The organism is Streptomyces griseus subsp. griseus, from assembly GCF_003610995.1.
Classification (GTDB): domain Bacteria; phylum Actinomycetota; class Actinomycetes; order Streptomycetales; family Streptomycetaceae; genus Streptomyces.
Window position 1 is genome coordinate 5,595,277 of record NZ_CP032543.1, and the last position, 17,212, is coordinate 5,612,488.

The 17,212-nt window shown below is 70.4% G+C and carries 16 protein-coding genes; 10 read left to right on the plus strand and 6 right to left on the minus strand.

The features are described from left to right. Positions 1-3: 3 nt before the first annotated feature. Entirely contained in the window at positions 4-543 is a 540-nt protein-coding gene (locus tag D6270_RS25395; protein ID WP_109163345.1) for a hypothetical protein, read from the plus strand. Between the two features lie 3 nt (positions 544-546). Here D6270_RS25395 and D6270_RS25400 read toward each other — a convergent pair whose 3' ends face one another. From D6270_RS25400 to D6270_RS25410, 3 genes are read right to left on the minus strand one after another with little or no spacing between them, the layout of a single operon-like run. Beyond that, positions 547-1,398, minus strand: coding sequence for an SAM-dependent methyltransferase (locus tag D6270_RS25400; RefSeq protein WP_204117055.1), 852 nt, complete (start codon positions 1,396-1,398; stop codon positions 547-549). A gap of 10 nt (positions 1,399-1,408) precedes the next feature. Next, positions 1,409-2,122 carry a glycerophosphodiester phosphodiesterase gene (locus tag D6270_RS25405; RefSeq protein WP_109163343.1) on the minus strand — a complete coding sequence of 238 codons (714 nt, stop codon included), beginning with the start codon at positions 2,120-2,122 and terminating at the stop codon, positions 1,409-1,411. A 22-nt stretch (positions 2,123-2,144) separates the two neighbouring features. Further along, entirely contained in the window at positions 2,145-3,179 is a 1,035-nt protein-coding gene (locus D6270_RS25410; RefSeq protein WP_109163342.1) for an adenosine deaminase, read from the minus strand. A 135-nt stretch (positions 3,180-3,314) separates the two neighbouring features. Here D6270_RS25410 and D6270_RS25415 point away from each other — a divergent pair, with 135 nt between their 5' ends. After that, a complete protein-coding gene (locus D6270_RS25415; protein ID WP_109163341.1) occupies positions 3,315-4,004 on the plus strand; it encodes a DUF4190 domain-containing protein in 690 nt (229 codons plus the stop codon). A gap of 125 nt (positions 4,005-4,129) precedes the next feature. On the opposite strand, the gene D6270_RS25420 is transcribed toward D6270_RS25415, so the two are convergent. After that, positions 4,130-4,678, minus strand: a complete 549-nt coding sequence (locus D6270_RS25420) for a riboflavin biosynthesis intermediates N-glycosidase (protein ID WP_109163340.1) — start codon at positions 4,676-4,678, stop codon at positions 4,130-4,132. 207 nt (positions 4,679-4,885) lie between these two features. Here D6270_RS25420 and D6270_RS25425 point away from each other — a divergent pair, with 207 nt between their 5' ends. The 8 genes from D6270_RS25425 to D6270_RS25460 all read left to right on the plus strand — a co-directional run bounded on the left by D6270_RS25425 (position 4,886) and on the right by D6270_RS25460 (position 14,672). After that, the gene (locus tag D6270_RS25425) at positions 4,886-6,400 is read left to right on the plus strand and encodes a gamma-aminobutyraldehyde dehydrogenase (RefSeq protein WP_109163339.1); all 1,515 of its coding nucleotides are present in this window, start codon (positions 4,886-4,888) and stop codon (positions 6,398-6,400) included. Between the two features lie 67 nt (positions 6,401-6,467). Beyond that, on the plus strand, positions 6,468-7,715 hold the full coding sequence (locus D6270_RS25430; protein ID WP_109163338.1) for an ABC transporter substrate-binding protein: 1,248 nt from the start codon (positions 6,468-6,470) through the stop codon (positions 7,713-7,715). A gap of 73 nt (positions 7,716-7,788) precedes the next feature. After that, positions 7,789-8,943 (plus strand): ABC transporter ATP-binding protein, encoded by a 1,155-nt coding sequence (locus D6270_RS25435; RefSeq protein WP_109163337.1) that lies wholly within the window; start codon positions 7,789-7,791, stop codon positions 8,941-8,943. Then, complete coding sequence (locus D6270_RS25440) at positions 8,940-9,881, plus strand: ABC transporter permease (RefSeq protein ID WP_109163336.1); 942 nt, start codon at positions 8,940-8,942, stop codon at positions 9,879-9,881. The genes D6270_RS25435 and D6270_RS25440 overlap by 4 nt, the downstream gene beginning before the upstream one ends. Next, entirely contained in the window at positions 9,881-10,684 is an 804-nt protein-coding gene (locus tag D6270_RS25445) for an ABC transporter permease (RefSeq protein ID WP_109163335.1), read from the plus strand. Before D6270_RS25440 ends, D6270_RS25445 begins: the two co-directional genes overlap by 1 nt. Before the next feature lie 23 nt (positions 10,685-10,707). Further along, positions 10,708-12,123: an NAD(P)/FAD-dependent oxidoreductase gene (locus D6270_RS25450; protein ID WP_109163334.1), complete on the plus strand. Its 1,416-nt coding sequence runs from the start codon at positions 10,708-10,710 to the stop codon at positions 12,121-12,123. A gap of 139 nt (positions 12,124-12,262) precedes the next feature. Next, positions 12,263-12,727, plus strand: a complete 465-nt coding sequence (locus D6270_RS25455; RefSeq protein WP_109163333.1) for a hypothetical protein — start codon at positions 12,263-12,265, stop codon at positions 12,725-12,727. A gap of 118 nt (positions 12,728-12,845) precedes the next feature. Next, the gene (locus D6270_RS25460; RefSeq protein ID WP_109163332.1) at positions 12,846-14,672 is read left to right on the plus strand and encodes a chitinase; all 1,827 of its coding nucleotides are present in this window, start codon (positions 12,846-12,848) and stop codon (positions 14,670-14,672) included. An 83-nt stretch (positions 14,673-14,755) separates the two neighbouring features. Here D6270_RS25460 and D6270_RS25465 read toward each other — a convergent pair whose 3' ends face one another. After that, positions 14,756-15,571, minus strand: a complete 816-nt coding sequence (locus D6270_RS25465; protein WP_109163331.1) for a phosphatase PAP2 family protein — start codon at positions 15,569-15,571, stop codon at positions 14,756-14,758. A 151-nt stretch (positions 15,572-15,722) separates the two neighbouring features. Next, positions 15,723-17,063 carry a 4-aminobutyrate--2-oxoglutarate transaminase gene (gene gabT, locus D6270_RS25470; RefSeq protein ID WP_109163330.1) on the minus strand — a complete coding sequence of 447 codons (1,341 nt, stop codon included), beginning with the start codon at positions 17,061-17,063 and terminating at the stop codon, positions 15,723-15,725. Positions 17,064-17,212: the final 149 nt, after the last annotated feature.

The following is a 17,212-nucleotide window of genomic DNA, read 5'->3' on the forward strand; positions in this document are numbered from 1 at the left end:
GATATGAGCGAGCGACACGCCCTCACACGGCGTATACGCGGGTGGTTGGTCTTCTTCATCGTCTCTCTGGTCCTGAGCGGGCTCACCGCCTTCCCGCTCGTCACCGAACTCCGCTGGGCCGAGGAGCTGCTGAAGGCCTCTGCCTCCCCGGTCCCCGAACACCTCCCCGGCCTGATGGAGTGGATCACCCGGGTCCGTGAAGGGGTCGACACCATCGACCGGGACCAGCCGTTCATGCTGTACGGCACCGACTGGCTGGCCTTCGCCCACCTGGTCATCGCGGTCGCCTTCTACGGGCCCTACCGCGACCCGGTCCGCAACATCTGGGTCATCGAGTTCGGCATGATCGCCTGCGCCGGGATCATCCCGCTCGCGCTGGTCTGCGGCCCGATCCGGGGCATCCCCTTCTGGTGGAGCGTGATCGACATGTCCTTCGGGGTCTTCGGCGTCGTCCCGCTGCTGATCGTCCGCCGCATGATCAAGCGGCTGGAACTGCTGGAGCAGCCACCGTCCCCGGCGGCTCCCGTCCCGGCGAGCGCCTGAGCCTCACGGCTTCCGGGCCACCACCCCGAACTGCGCCACCTCCGGCTCCCGCGGGTTCGTACGCCAGCGGGAGCAGGAGACGATCCCCGGCTCCAGCAGCTCCAGCCCGTCCAGGAACGACGCGACCTCCTCGCGGCTGCGAGCGGTGATCGGCGGGGTGGCGTTCTCGTTCCAGAAGCGCATCGCCGCCTCGTTGCCCTCACCGCCCAGCTCCAGCGTCGGATGGGTGAGGACGAGATGGCTGCCGGAGGGCACGGCCGCCATCAGCGTACGGACGACGGACCGCGCCTCGTCCGTGTCCAGCACGAAGTTGAGGATGCCGAGCATCATCACCGCGACCGGCCGCCGCAGATCCAGCGTGGGTTCGGCCGCCCTCAGGATCCGCTCCGGGTGGTGCGCGTCCGCGTCGACGTACTCGGTGGCACCCTCCAGCGAACTGCTGAGCAGGGCCCGCGCGTGGGCCAGCACGATCGGATCGTTGTCGACATAGACGACCCGGGAGTGCGGGGCGGTGTGCTGGGCGACCTCGTGGGTGTTGTCGGCCGTCGGCAGGCCGGTGCCGATGTCCAGGAACTGGTCGACGCCCACGTCCCCGGCCAGATGCCGCACCGCCCGGCCGAGGAACGCCCGGTCGGCGCGGGCCACTTCACCGATGCTCGGGTACATCCCGGTCACCTGGTCGCCCACCGCCCGGTCCACCGGGTAGTGGTCCTTGCCGCCCAGCCAGTAGTTCCAGACCCGGGCGTTGTGCGCGACATCTGTACGTATCCGGTCGGGGGCTGCGGCCTGCGGTCGGCGCTCACTCACGTCTGCTGCTCCTCGGTACCCGTCCGGCGATACGGCACCGACCATCATGCCGGACCGATCAAGAGGCCCTAGGCGCAGGGGATTTGGTACGCAGCTTGTGCAGGGTGTCGATCCGGTTGGTGGTGATCGAGTCGACGCCCCGCTCCATCAGCCGGCGCATCGTGCGCCTGGTGTCGGCCGTCCAGGCGGAGACCAGCAGTCCGTCCCGGTGCGCCCGGTCGGCCAGTTCGCGGCTGACCAGCCCGAAGCGGTAGTTCAGCCAGCGCGGCCTCACCGCCTCCAGCAGCACCGGACGCGGCGGGGCGAGCGTCGTCCAGGTCAGCGCGATCTCGGCGGCCGGGTCCGCCGCCCGCACCCGCAGCATCGCGTCCGCGTTCGCGCAGTAGTACGCCCGCTCGCCCGCCCCGCACTCCAGGACCGTCCCGACGACCTTCTTCACCGAGGCGTCCGTGGAGCCGGGCAGGTCCACCATCAACCGGTGCTCCCCGGCGGCGTCCAGTGCCTCGGCCAGGGTCGGCACCCCGCCGCCGGTCAGCTCCAGCACCTCCTGGTGGGTCAGCCGGTCGACGCGCCGGTCATGGCCCCACAGCCGCTCCAGCGTCGCGTCGTGGAGGAGGACGGGCACCCCGTCGCGGGTGACGCGTACGTCGATCTCGACCGCGTCCGCCCCCCGGTCGAGGGCGGAGCGGATCGAGGGCAGCGTGTTCTCGCGGGCCCGGTACGGGTCGCCGCGGTGTCCTACGGCGGTGAAGCGGGTGGTGGTGTCGGCCATGGGGCCATTGTGACGACCGGGGTCAGCGGGCGGGACCCCGGAGCCAGTTCGCCGTGTACGTGTCGATCTCCTCGGCCAGCCGCCGCTTGCCGGCCGGGTCCAGGAACGAGGCCTCCACCGCGTTCTTCGCGAGGTCGGCGATGCCCTGCTCGTCGAGGCCCAGCAGCCGGGCGGCCACACCGTACTCGTTGTTCAGGTCGGTGCCGAACATCGGCGGGTCGTCGCTGTTGACGGTGACCAGGACACCGGCCTGGACCATCTCCCGGATCGGGTGGAGTTCGATGTCGGTGACCGCGCGGGTGGCGATGTTCGACGTCGGGCAGACCTCCAGGGCGATCCGGTGCTCGGCGAGGTGCTCCAGCAGCTTCGGGTCCTGGACGGAGCTGGTGCCGTGGCCGATGCGCTCGGCGCGCAGTACGGTGAGCGCGTCCCAGACGGTCTGCGGTCCGGTGGTCTCCCCGGCGTGCGGCACCGAGTGGAGGCCCTCGGCGATGGCCCGGTCGAAGTAGGGCTTGAACTGCGGGCGCGCCACCCCGATCTCCGGACCGCCGAGCCCGAAGGAGACGAGCCCCTCGGGCCGCCGCTCCACCGCCAGCCGGGCGGTCTCCTCGGCGGCCTGGAGCCCGGCCTCGCCGGGGATGTCGAAGCACCAGCGCAGGGTGACGCCCAGCTCGGACTCGGCGGACTTGCGGGCGTCCTCGATGGCCTCCATGAAGGCCACCTCCGGGATCCCGCGCCGGGTGGAGCTGAACGGGGTCACGGTCAGCTCCGCGTACCGGATGTTCTGCCGGGCCATGTCCCGGGCCACCTCGAAGGTGAGCAGCCGGACGTCCTCGGGGGTGCGGATCAGGTCCACCACCGAGAGGTAGACCTCGATGAAGTGCGCGAAGTCGGTGAAGGTGAAGTAGTCGGCCAGCGCCTCGGGGTCGGTCGGCACCTTGGAGTCCGGGTGGCGGGCGGCCAGTTCGGCGACGATCCGGGGCGAGGCGGACCCCACGTGGTGGACGTGCAGCTCGGCCTTGGGCAGCCCGGCGATGAAGGGGTGCGGATCGGTCATGTGTCTCTCTCCCGGTTCGGCGTGTACGGCGGCGGGGCCCCAGGGGGTGTCCGGCCGGCCGCACCGATCATCGTAGGCGGGGTGAGGCGACGGGGGCCGGGCCGTAGCATGACGGGATCACGATGGGGGAGGCCCATGTCAGACAACACAGAGCAGCCCGGGGGTGGGGCCGCGCGCGATCCGTGGGCACCGCCGGAGAGCAGGGTGGAGCTGGGCAAGCAGGACGCCCCCACTCCGCCCCCGCCCACCGTCCACGACCAGCAGACCGTGACGTCGATGCCGAGTGCGGGCCCGGCCCCGGAATCCACCGGGCCGATACCGGCGGGCGGCGGCTTCGGCCCGCCGCCCTCGGCCGTACCGCCGCCGCCGGTCGGACCGGCCGGCCCCGGCCACCAGGCACCGCCCGGCACCGCGCACTACGGCTACCCGGCACCCCCGGCGCAGCCGTACGCCGGCTATCCCGGGTACGACCCCTACGGCGGCCAGCAGCCCTGGGGGCCGCAGCCCTCCAACGGCCTCGGCACGGCCGCGCTGGTGCTCGGCATCATCTCGATCGTCGGCTTCTGCCTGTACGGGGTGAACATCATCCTCGGCATCCTCGCGCTGATCTTCGGCATCATCGGCCTCGGCCGGGCCAAGCGCGGCGAGGCCACCAACCGGGGCATGGCGATCGCCGGGATCATCACGGGATCGGTCGGCATCGTGATCGGCTCCGTGCTCCTCGGCTTCATCATCTGGGCCATCGCCAACGGTGACTCCAGCTTCGACGACACCTACGACGACGACCCCTTCGCCACGTCGCTGGTCATCGAGGGCCGCGGCTAGCCACGGGGACGTACCGCATCCGCGCCGCCCGCCCCGGCAGGGACGACTCCCCGCCGGACCGGGCGGCGCTGCCGTACCAGGGGGGCTAAGCCGCCCGCAGCCGGTCCCGGAAGGCCCGCGTCGGTCTAGGCCGCCCGCAGCCGCTCCCGGGCCTCCATCAGTGCGAACCCCAGCAGATTGAGCCCCCGCCACTCCTGCGGCCGCTCCACCCGCTCGTCGTCCGCGGCCAGCCCGATCCCCCAGATCCGGTCCAGCGGCGACGCCTCCACCAGCACCCGGTCGCCGGTGCCCAGCAGATAGCCGGCCAGCCCGGGGTCCTGCCCGAACTTGTGCGTGGAGCCCTCCACGACCAGGGCGAACCGCTCCCGTATCCACACGTCCTCGTCGAAGCCGCGCACCAGCCGCCCCGTCTTCTTCGCCGCCGCCGGGCCGCTCGCCGCAACGGCCGCCCGCTCCGCCTCCGTATCGCCGAAGAGGCGGGCCTTGCCGGCCATCATCCAGTGCTCGGCGCTTGCGTACGTCACCCCGTCCACCGTGAACGGCGACGGCCACCACTGGCTCAGACAGCTCGGCCCGAGCCGGCCGTCCGGGCGCGAGCTGTGACCCCAGAACGGCAGATACTTCACCCGCTTGCCCTGCGCCACGTCGGCCAGAAGCTCATCGATCGGTCCCATGGCATGTGAGTGTGGCATCCGCCACTGACACTCCGTACGGGGATTTCCGCACCGACACGACACATGGTCGACAGATTCCGTCGCGTAACCAAAAGGCAACAACGGAATCACTTGTTGGGCCTGGACCCCTCTGTCAGGATCGGCACTCAATTCACGAAGAGGCTACGCCGACCCCGCCCAGCGGGTACAGCGGCGGAGGAGAGCGTCATGAGCAACGGCTTCCAGGTTCAGGACCGCTTCGCGGAAGGTGCGCAGTACATCGGCGGCAAGCTGCTCCCGGGCACGTCCGGCCGCCACCACGACGTGGTGAACCCGGCGACCGGCGAGAGCGTCCTGCGGTACGAGCTGGCGGGCACCGGGGACGTGGACGCGGCCGTCGCCGCCGCCAAGGCCGCCTTCCCCGGCTGGTCGGGCACCACCCCCGGCGAGCGCTCCGAGGCCCTGCACCGGTTCGCCGCCGTCCTCGCCGAGCAGGCCGACGACTTCGCGTACGCCGAGTCCCTCCAGTGCGGGAAGCCGGTCAAGCTCTCCACCGAGTTCGACGTGCCCGGGACCGTCGACAACGCCGCCTTCTTCGCGGGGGCCGCCCGCCATCTGGAGGGCAAGGCCGCCGCCGAGTACGACGGCGACCACACCTCGTACGTACGCCGCGAGGCGATCGGGGTCGTCGGCTCCATCGCCCCCTGGAACTACCCCCTCCAGATGGCCGCCTGGAAGATCCTCCCGGCGGTCGCCGCGGGCAACACCATCGTCCTCAAGCCCGCCGAGCTCACCCCGCTGACCTCGCTGATGTTCGCCCAGGCCGCCACCGAGGCGGGCATCCCCGACGGCGTCATCAACATCGTCACCGGCGCCGGCCAGGAGGCGGGCGAGCACCTGGTGGGCCACCCGGATGTCGTGATGACCTCCTTCACCGGCTCCACCGCCGTCGGCAAGCGGGTCGCGGAGATCGCCACCGCCACCGTCAAGCGGCTCCACCTGGAGCTCGGCGGCAAGGCCCCCTTCGTGGTCTTCGACGACGCCGACCTGGAGGCCGCCGTCCACGGCGCGGTCGCCGGATCGCTCATCAACACCGGCCAGGACTGCACCGCCGCCACCCGCGCCTACGTCCAGCGCCCCCTCTACGACGCCTTCGTCCGCGACGTCGCCGCCCTCATGGAGACCGTCCGCCTCGGCGACCCCTTCGACGCCGCCACCGACCTCGGCCCCCTCATCAGCCACGCCCAGCGCGACCGTGTCGCCGCCTTCGTGGAGCGGGCCCGCGGCTACGCCCAGGTCGTCACCGGCGGCGAGGCCCCCGGCGGCGAACTCGCCGACGGCGCGTACTACCGGCCCACCCTCGTCGCGGGCGCCGCCCAGGACAGCGAGATCGTCCAGTCGGAGATCTTCGGCCCGGTCCTGGTGGTGCTGCCCTTCGACACCGACGACGAGGGCATCGCCCTCGCCAACGACACCCCGTACGGACTGGCCGCCTCCGCCTGGACCCGCGACCTGTACCGCGCGAACCGCGCCACCCGCGAGATCCAGGCGGGCTGTGTGTGGGTGAACGACCACATCCCGATCCTCTCCGAGATGCCGCACGGCGGATACAAGGCCAGCGGCTTCGGCAAGGACATGTCGGCGTACTCCTTCGAGGAGTACACGCAGGTCAAGCACGTCATGTACGACAACACCGCGGTCGCCCGCAAGGACTGGCACCGCACGATCTTCGGGGACCGATAGCAGCTGCCGCGCGACCGGGGGCCGACAGGCCCCCCAGCGGCCTCCCACCCGAAAGGGCATACAGCGTATGGAGAGTTACGAGCCCGAGCGCCTCTCGCCGGTCCAGCTGGCGGCCATGAGGCGTTCCCTGACCAGCGGCAGGGGCGCCCTCACCCGCCGCTCCCTGCTGCGCGCCTCCGGCATGGGCGCCCTTGCCCTGGGCGGGATAGCCACCCTCGGCGCCTGCGGCATCCCGCCCGCCGGACGCGCCGAGGGAGCCGCCGCCGCCGACGACCACTCGGCGAAGGAGAAGGTGGTGAACTTCTCCAACTGGACCGAGTACATGGACGTCAGCGACGACGAGAAGAGCCGCCCCACCCTCGCGGCCTTCACGAAGCGCACCGGCATCAAGGTCAAGTACACCGAGGACATCAACGACAACGTCGAGTTCTTCGGGAAGATCAAACCGCAGCTCGCCGCCGGCCAGAACACCGGACGCGACCTCATCTGCGTCACCGACTGGCTGGCCGCCCGCATCATCCGGCTCGGCTGGGCGCAGAAGCTGGACCCCTCGAACCTCCCGCACGCCTTCGCCAACGTCTCCGCCCAGTTCCGCACCCCCGACTGGGACCCGGGCCGCGCCTACTCCTACCCCTGGACCGGCATCCCCACGGTGATCGCCTACAACGTGAAGGCGACCGGCGGCCGGAAGGTCGACTCGGTCACCCAGCTCCTGGACGACCCCAAGCTCAAGGGCCGCGTCTCCTTCCTCTCCGAGATGCGCGACACCATCGGCATGACCCTCCTCGACCAGGGCAAGGACCCGGGGAAGTTCACCGACGCCGACTTCGACGGGGCGATCGGCCGGCTCCAGAAGGCCGTCGACAAGAAGCAGATCCGCCGCTTCACCGGCAACGACTACACCGCCGACCTCAGCAAGGGCGACATCGCCGCCTGCGTCGGCTGGGCCGGGGACATCGTCCAGCTCCAGACCGACAACCCGGACATCAAGTACGCGATCCCGGCCGCCGGCTACATCATCTCCAGCGACAACCTCCTGGTCCCCGCGCAGGCCCGGCACAAGACCAACGCCGAGAAGCTCATCGACCACTACTACGAGCCGCCGGTCGCCGCCCAGCTCGCCGCGTACATCAACTACGTCTGCCCGGTCGACGGCGTACGCGACGAACTCGCCAGGATCGACGAGTCGATGGCCTCCAACACCCTGATCCTCCCCGACCGGGAGATGGCGGCGAAGTCCCGTTCCTTCCGCTCCCTGAGTACGGAGGAAGAGACGGCGTACGAGGAGAAGTTCGCCAAACTCATCGGCGCCTGACCCGGTGACCGCCGGTACCCCACCGGCCCCGCCTCCCTCCGAACTCCCCCCGAACACACTGGGACCGCGACCCATGACACAGCAGCAGCAGACCGCGGGCGGCGATGTCCGCCTCGTCGGGATCAGCAAGACCTACGGCTCCTTCACCGCCGTACAGCCCCTGGACCTGACCGTCCCGCAGGGCTCCTTCTTCGCCCTGCTCGGCGCCTCCGGCTGCGGCAAGACCACCACCCTGCGGATGATCGCCGGGCTGGAGGAGGCCACCACCGGCACGGTGTTCCTCGGCGGCAAGGACATCACCGACCTGCCCCCGTACAAGCGGCCGGTCAACACCGTCTTCCAGAGCTACGCGCTCTTCCCGCACCTGGACATCACCGAGAACGTCGCCTTCGGCCTGCGCCGGCGCGGCGTCAAGTCGGTGAAGAAGCAGGTCGACGACATGCTGGAGTTGGTCCAGCTCGGCGACTTCGCCCGCCGCAAACCGCACCAGCTCTCCGGTGGCCAGCAGCAGCGCGTCGCCGTCGCCCGCGCGCTCATCAACCACCCGCAGGTCCTGCTGCTGGACGAGCCGCTCGGCGCCCTCGACCTCAAGCTCCGCCGCCAGATGCAGCTGGAGCTCAAGCGGATCCAGACCGAGGTCGGCATCACCTTCGTGCACGTCACCCACGACCAGGAGGAGGCCATGACCATGGCCGACACCGTCGCGGTGATGAACGGCGGCCGGGTCGAACAGCTCGGCGCCCCCGCCGACCTCTACGAGAACCCGCGCACCACCTTCGTCGCCAACTTCCTCGGCACCTCCAACCTCATCGCGGGCGAGATCGTGTCGGCCGGCGAGGACCTGGTGGTGGCCGCGGGCGGCGGAAAGCTGGCGCTGCCCCGGGAGCGATGTTCGGCTCCCACCACCAGCGGCGGCCGGCTCCTCCTCGGCATCCGGCCCGAGAAGATCTCCCTCGCCCACGCGGACGACGCGGATGACATCGCCGCGGGCCGCAACCGGGTCACCGGCCGCATCACCGACTCCAGCTTCATCGGCGTCTCCACGCAGTACGTGGTCGAGAGCCCGGCCGGGACCGCGCTCCAGGTGTACGAGCAGAACGTCGAGAGGGATACGCGGCTCGTCCCCGGTGCCGAGGTCGTCCTGCACTGGAACCCGGCCCACACCTTCGGCCTCGACGCCGACCAGGACATCGACGCGGGCGCCACCAGCGTGGAGGACGCGGAGTGAGCGCCACCAAGGCGCCGCCCGCGCCCTCCCCGAACCCCGAGGAGCCCCGGCAGCCCACGCTCCGCAAGCCCTCCACCCGTAAACGGCTCGTCCCGTACTGGCTGCTGCTCCCCGGCATCCTGTGGCTGCTGGTCTTCTTCGCGCTGCCGCTGGTCTACCAGGCCTCCACCTCCGTACAGACCGGCTCGCTGGAGCAGGGCTTCGAGGTCACCTGGCACTTCCAGACGTACGTGGACGCGCTGCGGGACTACTACCCGCAGTTCATCCGGTCCCTGCTGTACGCGGGCACCGCCACGATCCTCTGCCTGCTGCTGGGCTACCCGCTCGCCTACCTCATCGCCTTCAAGGCGGGCCGCTGGCGCAACCTGGTGCTGGTGCTGGTCATCGCCCCGTTCTTCACCAGCTTCCTCATCCGTACGCTGGCGTGGAAGACGATCCTCGCCGACGGCGGCGCGGTCGTGGACGTGCTCAACACCCTGCACGTCCTGGACGTCACCAGCTGGCTCGGCTGGACCGAGTCCAACCGGGTCCTCGCCACGCCGATGGCCGTCGTCTGCGGTCTGACGTACAACTTCCTGCCGTTCATGATCCTGCCGCTCTACACCTCGCTGGAGCGGATCGACGGCCGGCTGCACGAGGCGGCGGGCGACCTCTACGCCACGCCCGCCACCACCTTCCGCAAGGTGACGTTCCCGCTCTCCATGCCCGGCGTCGTCTCCGGCACCCTGCTGACCTTCATCCCGGCCAGCGGTGACTACGTCAACGCCGAGCTGCTGGGCTCCACCGACACCAAGATGGTCGGCAGCGTCATCCAGAGCCAGTTCCTGCGGGTCCTGGACTATCCGACGGCCGCCGCGCTCTCGTTCATCCTCATGGCGATCGTCCTGCTGATGGTCACCTTCTACATCCGCCGCTCCGGGACGGAGGACCTGGTCTGATGCCCGTACTGCGCTGGATACGCCGGAACCTGATCGTCATCGCGGGTCTGCTCACCCTCGCGTACATGATCCTGCCGAACATCGTCGTGATGGTGTTCTCGTTCAACAAGCCCAACGGGCGCTTCAACTACGAGTGGCAGCGGTTCTCGCTGGACGCCTGGAGGGACCCCTGCGGCGTCGCCGACATGTGCGGCTCGCTCTCGCTCTCGCTCCAGATCGCCTTCTGGGCGACGCTGGGGGCCACCGTGCTCGGCACGATGGTCGCCTTCGCGCTGGTCCGCTACCGCTTCCGGGCGCGCGGCGCGATCAGCTCGCTGATCTTCCTGCCGATGGCGATGCCCGAGGTCGTCATGGCCGCGTCCCTGCTCACGCTCTTCCTGAACATGGGCGCCCAGCTCGGCTTCTGGACCGTGCTGATCGCGCACATCATGTTCTGCCTGAGCTTCGTGGTGACGGCCGTCAAGGCGCGCGTGATGTCGATGGACCCCAGACTGGAGGAGGCCGCCCGCGACCTTTACGCGGGACCCGTGCAGACCTTTGTCCGGGTGACCCTTCCCATCGCCGCACCGGGAATCGCGGCGGGAGCGCTGCTCGCCTTCGCGCTCTCGTTCGACGATTTCATCATCACGAATTTCAACGCGGGCTCCACCGTCACCTTCCCCATGTTCGTCTGGGGATCGGCCCAGCGCGGCACGCCCGTCCAGATCAACGTCATCGGCACCGCCATGTTCATCATTGCGGTGACGATGGTCCTCGTCGGCCAGCTCATCGCGAGCCGGCGAAAGAGCAACGCTCGAACCTGAAAGTCCTGAAGGAGTTGGAAACCATGGCCCCAGCTGCCATGCGTACCGCCGCACAATCCCTCTCCGGCGCCAAGCCGGTCCCCTACTGGCTGGACGACCCGGCCAGACCCGATGCGCTGCCCGCCCTCACCGGCGACGAGCACGCCGACCTCCTCGTCGTCGGCGGCGGCTACAGCGGGCTGTGGACCGCGCTCATCGCCAAGGAGCGCGACCCCGGCCGGGACGTCGTCCTCATCGAGGGGCACGAGGTGGGCTGGGCCGCCTCGGGCCGCAACGGCGGCTTCTGCGCCGCCTCCCTCACCCACGGCCTGGCCAACGGCGTGGAGCGGTGGCCGGACGAGATCGCGAAGCTGGGGGAGCTTGGGGAGCGGAACCTCGACGCCATCGAGGAGGCCGTCGCCCGCTACGGAATCGACTGCGAGTTCGAGCGGACCGGCGAGATCGATGTCGCCACCGAGCCCCACCAGCTCGAAGAGCTGCGGGAATGGCACCAGGAGATCGTCGCGCTCGGCATCACCGGCGTGGACTTCCTGGACCGCGACGCCCTGCGCGCCCAGGTCGACTCACCCACCTTCCTCGGCGGCCTCTGGGACCGCAACGGCGTCGCGATGCTGCACCCGGCCAAGCTCGCCTGGGGCCTGAAGCGGGTCTGCCGGGAGCTGGGCGTACGGATCTACGAGCACACCCGGGGCCTCGACCTCGTGCGCTCCGGCCCGGGGATGGCGGTGCGTACGCCGTACGGGAGGGTCTTCGCCCGCCGGGTCGCGCTCGGCACCAACATCTTCCCGTCGCTCGTCAAGCGGGTCCGCCCGTACACCGTGCCGGTCTACGACTATGCGCTGATGACCGAACCGCTCACGCCCGAGCAGTTGGAATCCATCGGCTGGAAGGGGCGCCAGGGGCTCGGCGACAGCGCGAACCAGTTCCATTACTTCCGGCTCTCCGCCGACAACCGGATCCTGTGGGGCGGATACGACGCGATCTATCCGTACGGCGGAAAGCTCAGCGCCGATCTGGACCAGCGGCCGGAGACGTTCCTGAAGCTCGCGGAGCAGTTCTTCGGCTGTTTTCCGCAGCTTTCCGGACTGAATTTCACGCACGCCTGGGGCGGTGCGATCGACACCTGTTCCCGCTTCACGGCATTCTTCGGAACGGCCCATCAGGGACGGGTCGCCTACGCCGCCGGATATACGGGTCTCGGCGTCGGCTCCACCCGTTTCGGGGCCGATGTGATGCTGGATCTGCTCGCCGGCGGGGAGACCGAGCGGACCCGGCTGGAGATGGTCCGCTCGAAGCCGATGCCGTTCCCGCCGGAGCCGTTCGCCTGGGCCGGGATCGAGATCACCAAGCGGTCCCTCGCCCGCGCCGACAGCGACGGCGGGCACCGCAATCTCTGGCTGAGGACCATGGACAAGCTGGGGCTGGGCTTCGACAGCTGACAGCTTGTCCAACAGTGTGACCCACCTCACCACCGACAAGTAGCCGGAACCCGCGTCATAGTTCACGCCCGACGCTCTCTCGCCCGTGTACGCACCGGTAGGACCCTGCCGGTGCCCACACGTCAACGGGAGGCTGGTCATGACTGGCTCGGAGACCAGGGCCGCGGTCGAATGGCTCACATCGGTGGCACCGGATCCGGGCGCCTGCCGCTGGGAGTGGGAGCGGAACCCGCAGGGGATCGCGCTCCTTCCCGCCGGCCGGCGCTGGGATGTGCTGATCCTGCCGGGGGAGCTGGGTTATCCGACGCTGGACGTGCTCACCCGGCTCATCGACCGGCCCGGACCGGTCCTCGCCGACTTCGGCGAGTCCCGGATGGGCTTCTTCGTCCCGCCGGGCACCGCGTCCCGCTGGATCGGTACCGGCATCCGGGGCGCGGGCCCCGGCACCTGGATCGTCGTCCCGCACCCGGGCCGGGCGGCCGGGGGAGTGCGGTGGCTGATCCCGCCGGACGGTTCGGGGACCCTCACGGACGCGGGGCTGCTGGAGCTGGCGATGCACGAGGCGGCCGGAGCCGCCGCCCAGGGCGACCGCGAAGGGGGGTGACCCGCAGCTCGGAGGCCGTACCGGGGGTGACCCCCCTGCCAGAGGTCTTGACAACCTGATTGGTCTGGACCATGTTGTGCGCACGCCACACCCAATTCCCCCCTGCACGGAGGCTGTTGTGGAACGCACGGGACCAACCGTCAGATTTTCCGGACTTCTGGCCACCTGTACGGCCGCGGTGCTCGCCGCCGGTGCCCTGGTCGCCACGGCACCGGCGGCGAGCGCGGCGGACGTGGACGTGGCGCGCAACGGCGGTTTCGAGTCGGGCCTCGACGGCTGGAGCTGCACCGCGGGCAGCGGCTCGGTCGTCTCCACCCCGGTGCACGGCGGTACGAAGGCGCTGAAGGGGACCCCGGCGGGCAACGACAACGCCAAGTGCTCCCAGGCCGTCACGGTCAAGCCCAACTCCCGCTACACATTGAGCGCCTGGGTACAGGGAAGCCCCGTCTACCTCGGCGCCACCGGCACCGGCACTACCGACGTCTCCACCTGGACCCAGTCCGCCGGCGCCTGGAAGCAGCTCACCACCAGCTTCACCACCGGCCCCAGCACCACCTCCGTCAGCGTCTACACCCACGGCTGGTACGGCTCTCCCGCCCACTACGTCGACGACCTCACCCTCGTCGGCCCCGGCGGCGACCCCGTGGTCGTCCCGGCGGTCCCGGCCGGTCTGAAGACCACCGCCACCACCTCGTCCTCCGTGTCGCTCTCCTGGAACGCCGTCTCGAACGCGAGCGGCTACAACGTCTACCGAGGCGGTACGAAGGTGGCCTCGGCCACCGGCCCGTCCGCCACCGTGACGGGGCTGGCCGCCTCGACGGCGTACAGCTTCCAGGTCACCGCCACCAACGCGGCCGGCGAGTCCGCGAAGTCGGCCGCCGTCACCGCGACCACCACGGCGGGCGGCGGGGGCGGCGGCGACACCAAGCTGCCCGCCCGGGCGCTGGTCGGCTATCTCCACTCCAGCTTCGCCAACGGCTCCGGCTACACCCGCATGGCGGACGTGCCCGCTTCCTGGGACGTGATCAACCTCGCCTTCGGTGAACCCACCTCCGTCACCTCCGGCGATATCCGCTTCTCGCTCTGCCCGGTCACCGAGTGCCCGAACGTCGAGTCCGAGGCGGAGTTCAAGGCCGCCATCAAGGCCAAGCAGGCGGCGGGCAAGAAGGTCCTGATCTCCATCGGCGGCCAGAACGGCCAGGTACAGCTCGCCTCCACCGCCGCCCGGGACGCCTTCGTCACCTCGGTCTCGAAGATCATCGACACCTACGGCCTGAACGGCCTGGACATCGACTTCGAGGGCCACTCCCTCTCGCTCAACACGGGCGACACCGACTTCCGCTCCCCGACCTCGCCGGTGATCGTCAACCTGATCTCCGCGGTGAAGACCCTCAAGGCCAAGTACGGCTCCGACTTCATCCTGACGATGGCGCCCGAGACCTTCTTCGTCCAGCTCGGCTACCAGTTCTACGGCTCCGGCCCCTGGGGCGGCCAGGACCCGCGCGCCGGCGCCTACCTGCCGGTCATCCACGCCCTGCGCGACGACCTGACCCTGCTGCACGTCCAGGACTACAACTCGGGCCCGATCATGGGGCTGGACAACCAGTACCACTCGATGGGCGGCGCGGACTTCCACATCGCGATGACCGACATGCTGCTCGCCGGCTTCCCGGTCGCGGGCAACACCAGCCGCGTCTTCCCGGGCCTGCGCCCCGACCAGGTCGCCATCGGCCTCCCGGCCTCGACCAACGCGGGCAACGGCCACACCTCACCGGCCGAGGTCAACAAGGCGCTCAACTGCCTGATGAAGAAGACCGACTGCGGCTCCTACCAGACCCACGGGACCTGGTCCGACCTGCGCGGCCTGATGACCTGGTCGATCAACTGGGACCGGTTCAACAACTGGGAGTTCAGCCGGAACTTCAACTCCTACTTCGGCCGCTGAGGCACCCCTGAGGCGCACAGCCCTGAGGTGACCCACCAGACCGATGCCCGTCGCCGGGGTGAAGAGGATCGCGGCGACGGGCATCATCCATGCCGTCCCGCCCGCCCACACCGCCGACCGCTGACCCACCACAGCGGCGCCAGCAGCACCGGCCCCAGGCACCAGCTCGCCAGCACGTCCAGCGGCCAGTGGTAGCCGTGCAGCACCAGCCCGGCGCCCGTCGCCGCCGTCAGCAGGACAGCGGCGGCGGGCGGCATCCACGCGCGGAGCCACGCCGGTCGCGGGACGGCGAGGAGGAGCAGCGCCGAAGCGCCGTACGCCACCGCCGCCGTCGCCGTATGGCCCGACGGGTAGTAGTTGACGGCCTCGGTCAGCGGGCCCTGCCGGGCGGTCGCCACCTTCAGCGGGATCACCAGCGCGGGCACGGCCGCCATGGTGAGGGCGGCGTACACCGGCAGCCGCCGGGCACCGCGCCACAGCGCGTACGCCATCGCGCAGACGAGGACGGGGAGCGCGACCGCCACCCCGCCGAGGTCCGAGCAGAGCTGGCTCAGGCCCGAGGGACCGCGCAGGAAGAGGCTCTCGCCGACGCGCTCGTCCAGCCGGACCAGCGGACCGTCGGCCGCCACCTGCCAGGTGATCAGCGCGAAGAGCGCCACCAGGGAGCCGAGAAGGAGAGAGGCCGGCCACCCGGGAACAGGGGGGGTTGTTCCGGGATGGCCGGCGGGACCGGGTCGCCGCGCGCCCCGGGGGGTGTGGGGCGGGCGGCCGTCCGATCGGTGAGGAGTTCCGGAGCCTGGGGCTCCGGAGGCGTGCACGAAGGCACGCCCGGGACGGTGCTCGGGGAGCCCCGGCCCGGAATCGCCCGCGGTCTCCTGCGGGCGATGTGTTTCTCTCATCTGCAGGAACCGTACGGCAGCGGAGAGGCGGCCGACAGTCGCAACCGACACCCGCCATCGCCCCCGCACACGTTCTTCACAGGCCCTCACCCGGATGCCGGAAGGCGGCGTCGAATGGACCGCCGCCCGACTGTCACCGGGGCGCGAAGGATCAGAGCGTGCCGAAAGCCTGCTCGATGACGTCCAGGCCCTCGTCGAGCAGGTCCTCACCGATCACCAGCGGCGGCAGGAAGCGCAGCACGTTGCCGTAGGTGCCGCAGGTCAGGACCATGACGCCCTCGGCGTGGCAGGCCTTGGCGAGCGCGCCGGCCGCCTCCGGGTTCGGGTCCTTCGTGCCGGACTTCACCAGCTCGATGGCGATCATGGCGCCACGGCCGCGGATGTCGCCGATGATGTCGCCGTTCGGGAGCTTCGCCTGCATCTGGCCGAGGCGGTCCTTCATGATCTCCTCGATCCGCCGGGCCTTCCCGTTCAGGTCCAGCTCGCGCATCGTCTCGATGGCGCCGAGCGCACCCGCGCAGGCGACCGGGTTGCCACCGTACGTACCGCCCAGACCACCCGCGTGCGCGGCGTCCATGATCTCGGCGCGGCCGGTCACGGCGGAGAGCGGCAGACCGCCCGCGATGCCCTTGGCGGTGGTGATCAGGTCCGGGACGATGCCCTCGTCCTCGCAGGCGAACCACTGGCCGGTGCGGCAGAAGCCGGACTGGATCTCGTCCGCGACGAAGACGATGCCGTTGTCCTGGGCGAACCGGGCGATCGCCGGGAGGAAGCCCTTGGCCGGCTCGATGAAGCCGCCCTCGCCGAGCACCGGCTCGATGATGATCGCGGCGACGTTCTCCGCGCCGATCTGCTTGGTGATCTCGTCGATGGCCTGGGCCGACGCCTCGGCACCGGCGTTCTCGGCGCCTGTCGGCCAGCGGTAGCCGTAGGCGACCGGGACGCGGTAGACCTCGGGCGCGAACGGGCCGAAGCCCTGCTTGTACGGCATGTTCTTCGCCGTCATGCCCATGGTGAGGTTGGTCCGGCCGTGGTAGCCGTGGTCGAAGACGACGACGGCGGTGCGCTTGGTGTAGGCGCGGGCGATCTTCACCGCGTTCTCGACGGCCTCGGCGCCCGAGTTGAACAGCGCCGACTTCTTGGCGTGGTCGCCCGGCGTCAGCTCGGCGAGCTGCTCACAGACCTCGACGTACCCCTCGTACGGCGTGACCATGAAACAGGTGTGGGTGAAGTCCGCGAGCTGCGCGGAGGCTCGGCGTACGACGGCCTCGGCGGAGGCGCCGACCGAGGTCACGGCGATGCCGGAGCCGAAGTCGATCAGCCGGTTGCCGTCCACGTCCTCGATGATCCCGCCACCGGCGCGGGCGGTGAACACCGGCAGGGTGGAGCCCACACCTGCGGCGACGGCGGCGAGCCGGCGGGCCTGAAGCTCCACCGACTTCGGGCCGGGGATGGCAGTGACGACGCGGCGCTCCTGCGGGATTGCGGTCATGAGGGGCTCCTGGGGGTGTATCGGACGCTCTGCTCATCGCAGGCTAGGGGTGGGCGACGTACCCGGGCATGCTCCGATCGGGAGTGGTGGCCGCGTGTCGTTGTCCGTCGCGGACAGATGGCGGGGCGCCGGCCGGATGCAGCCTGCCG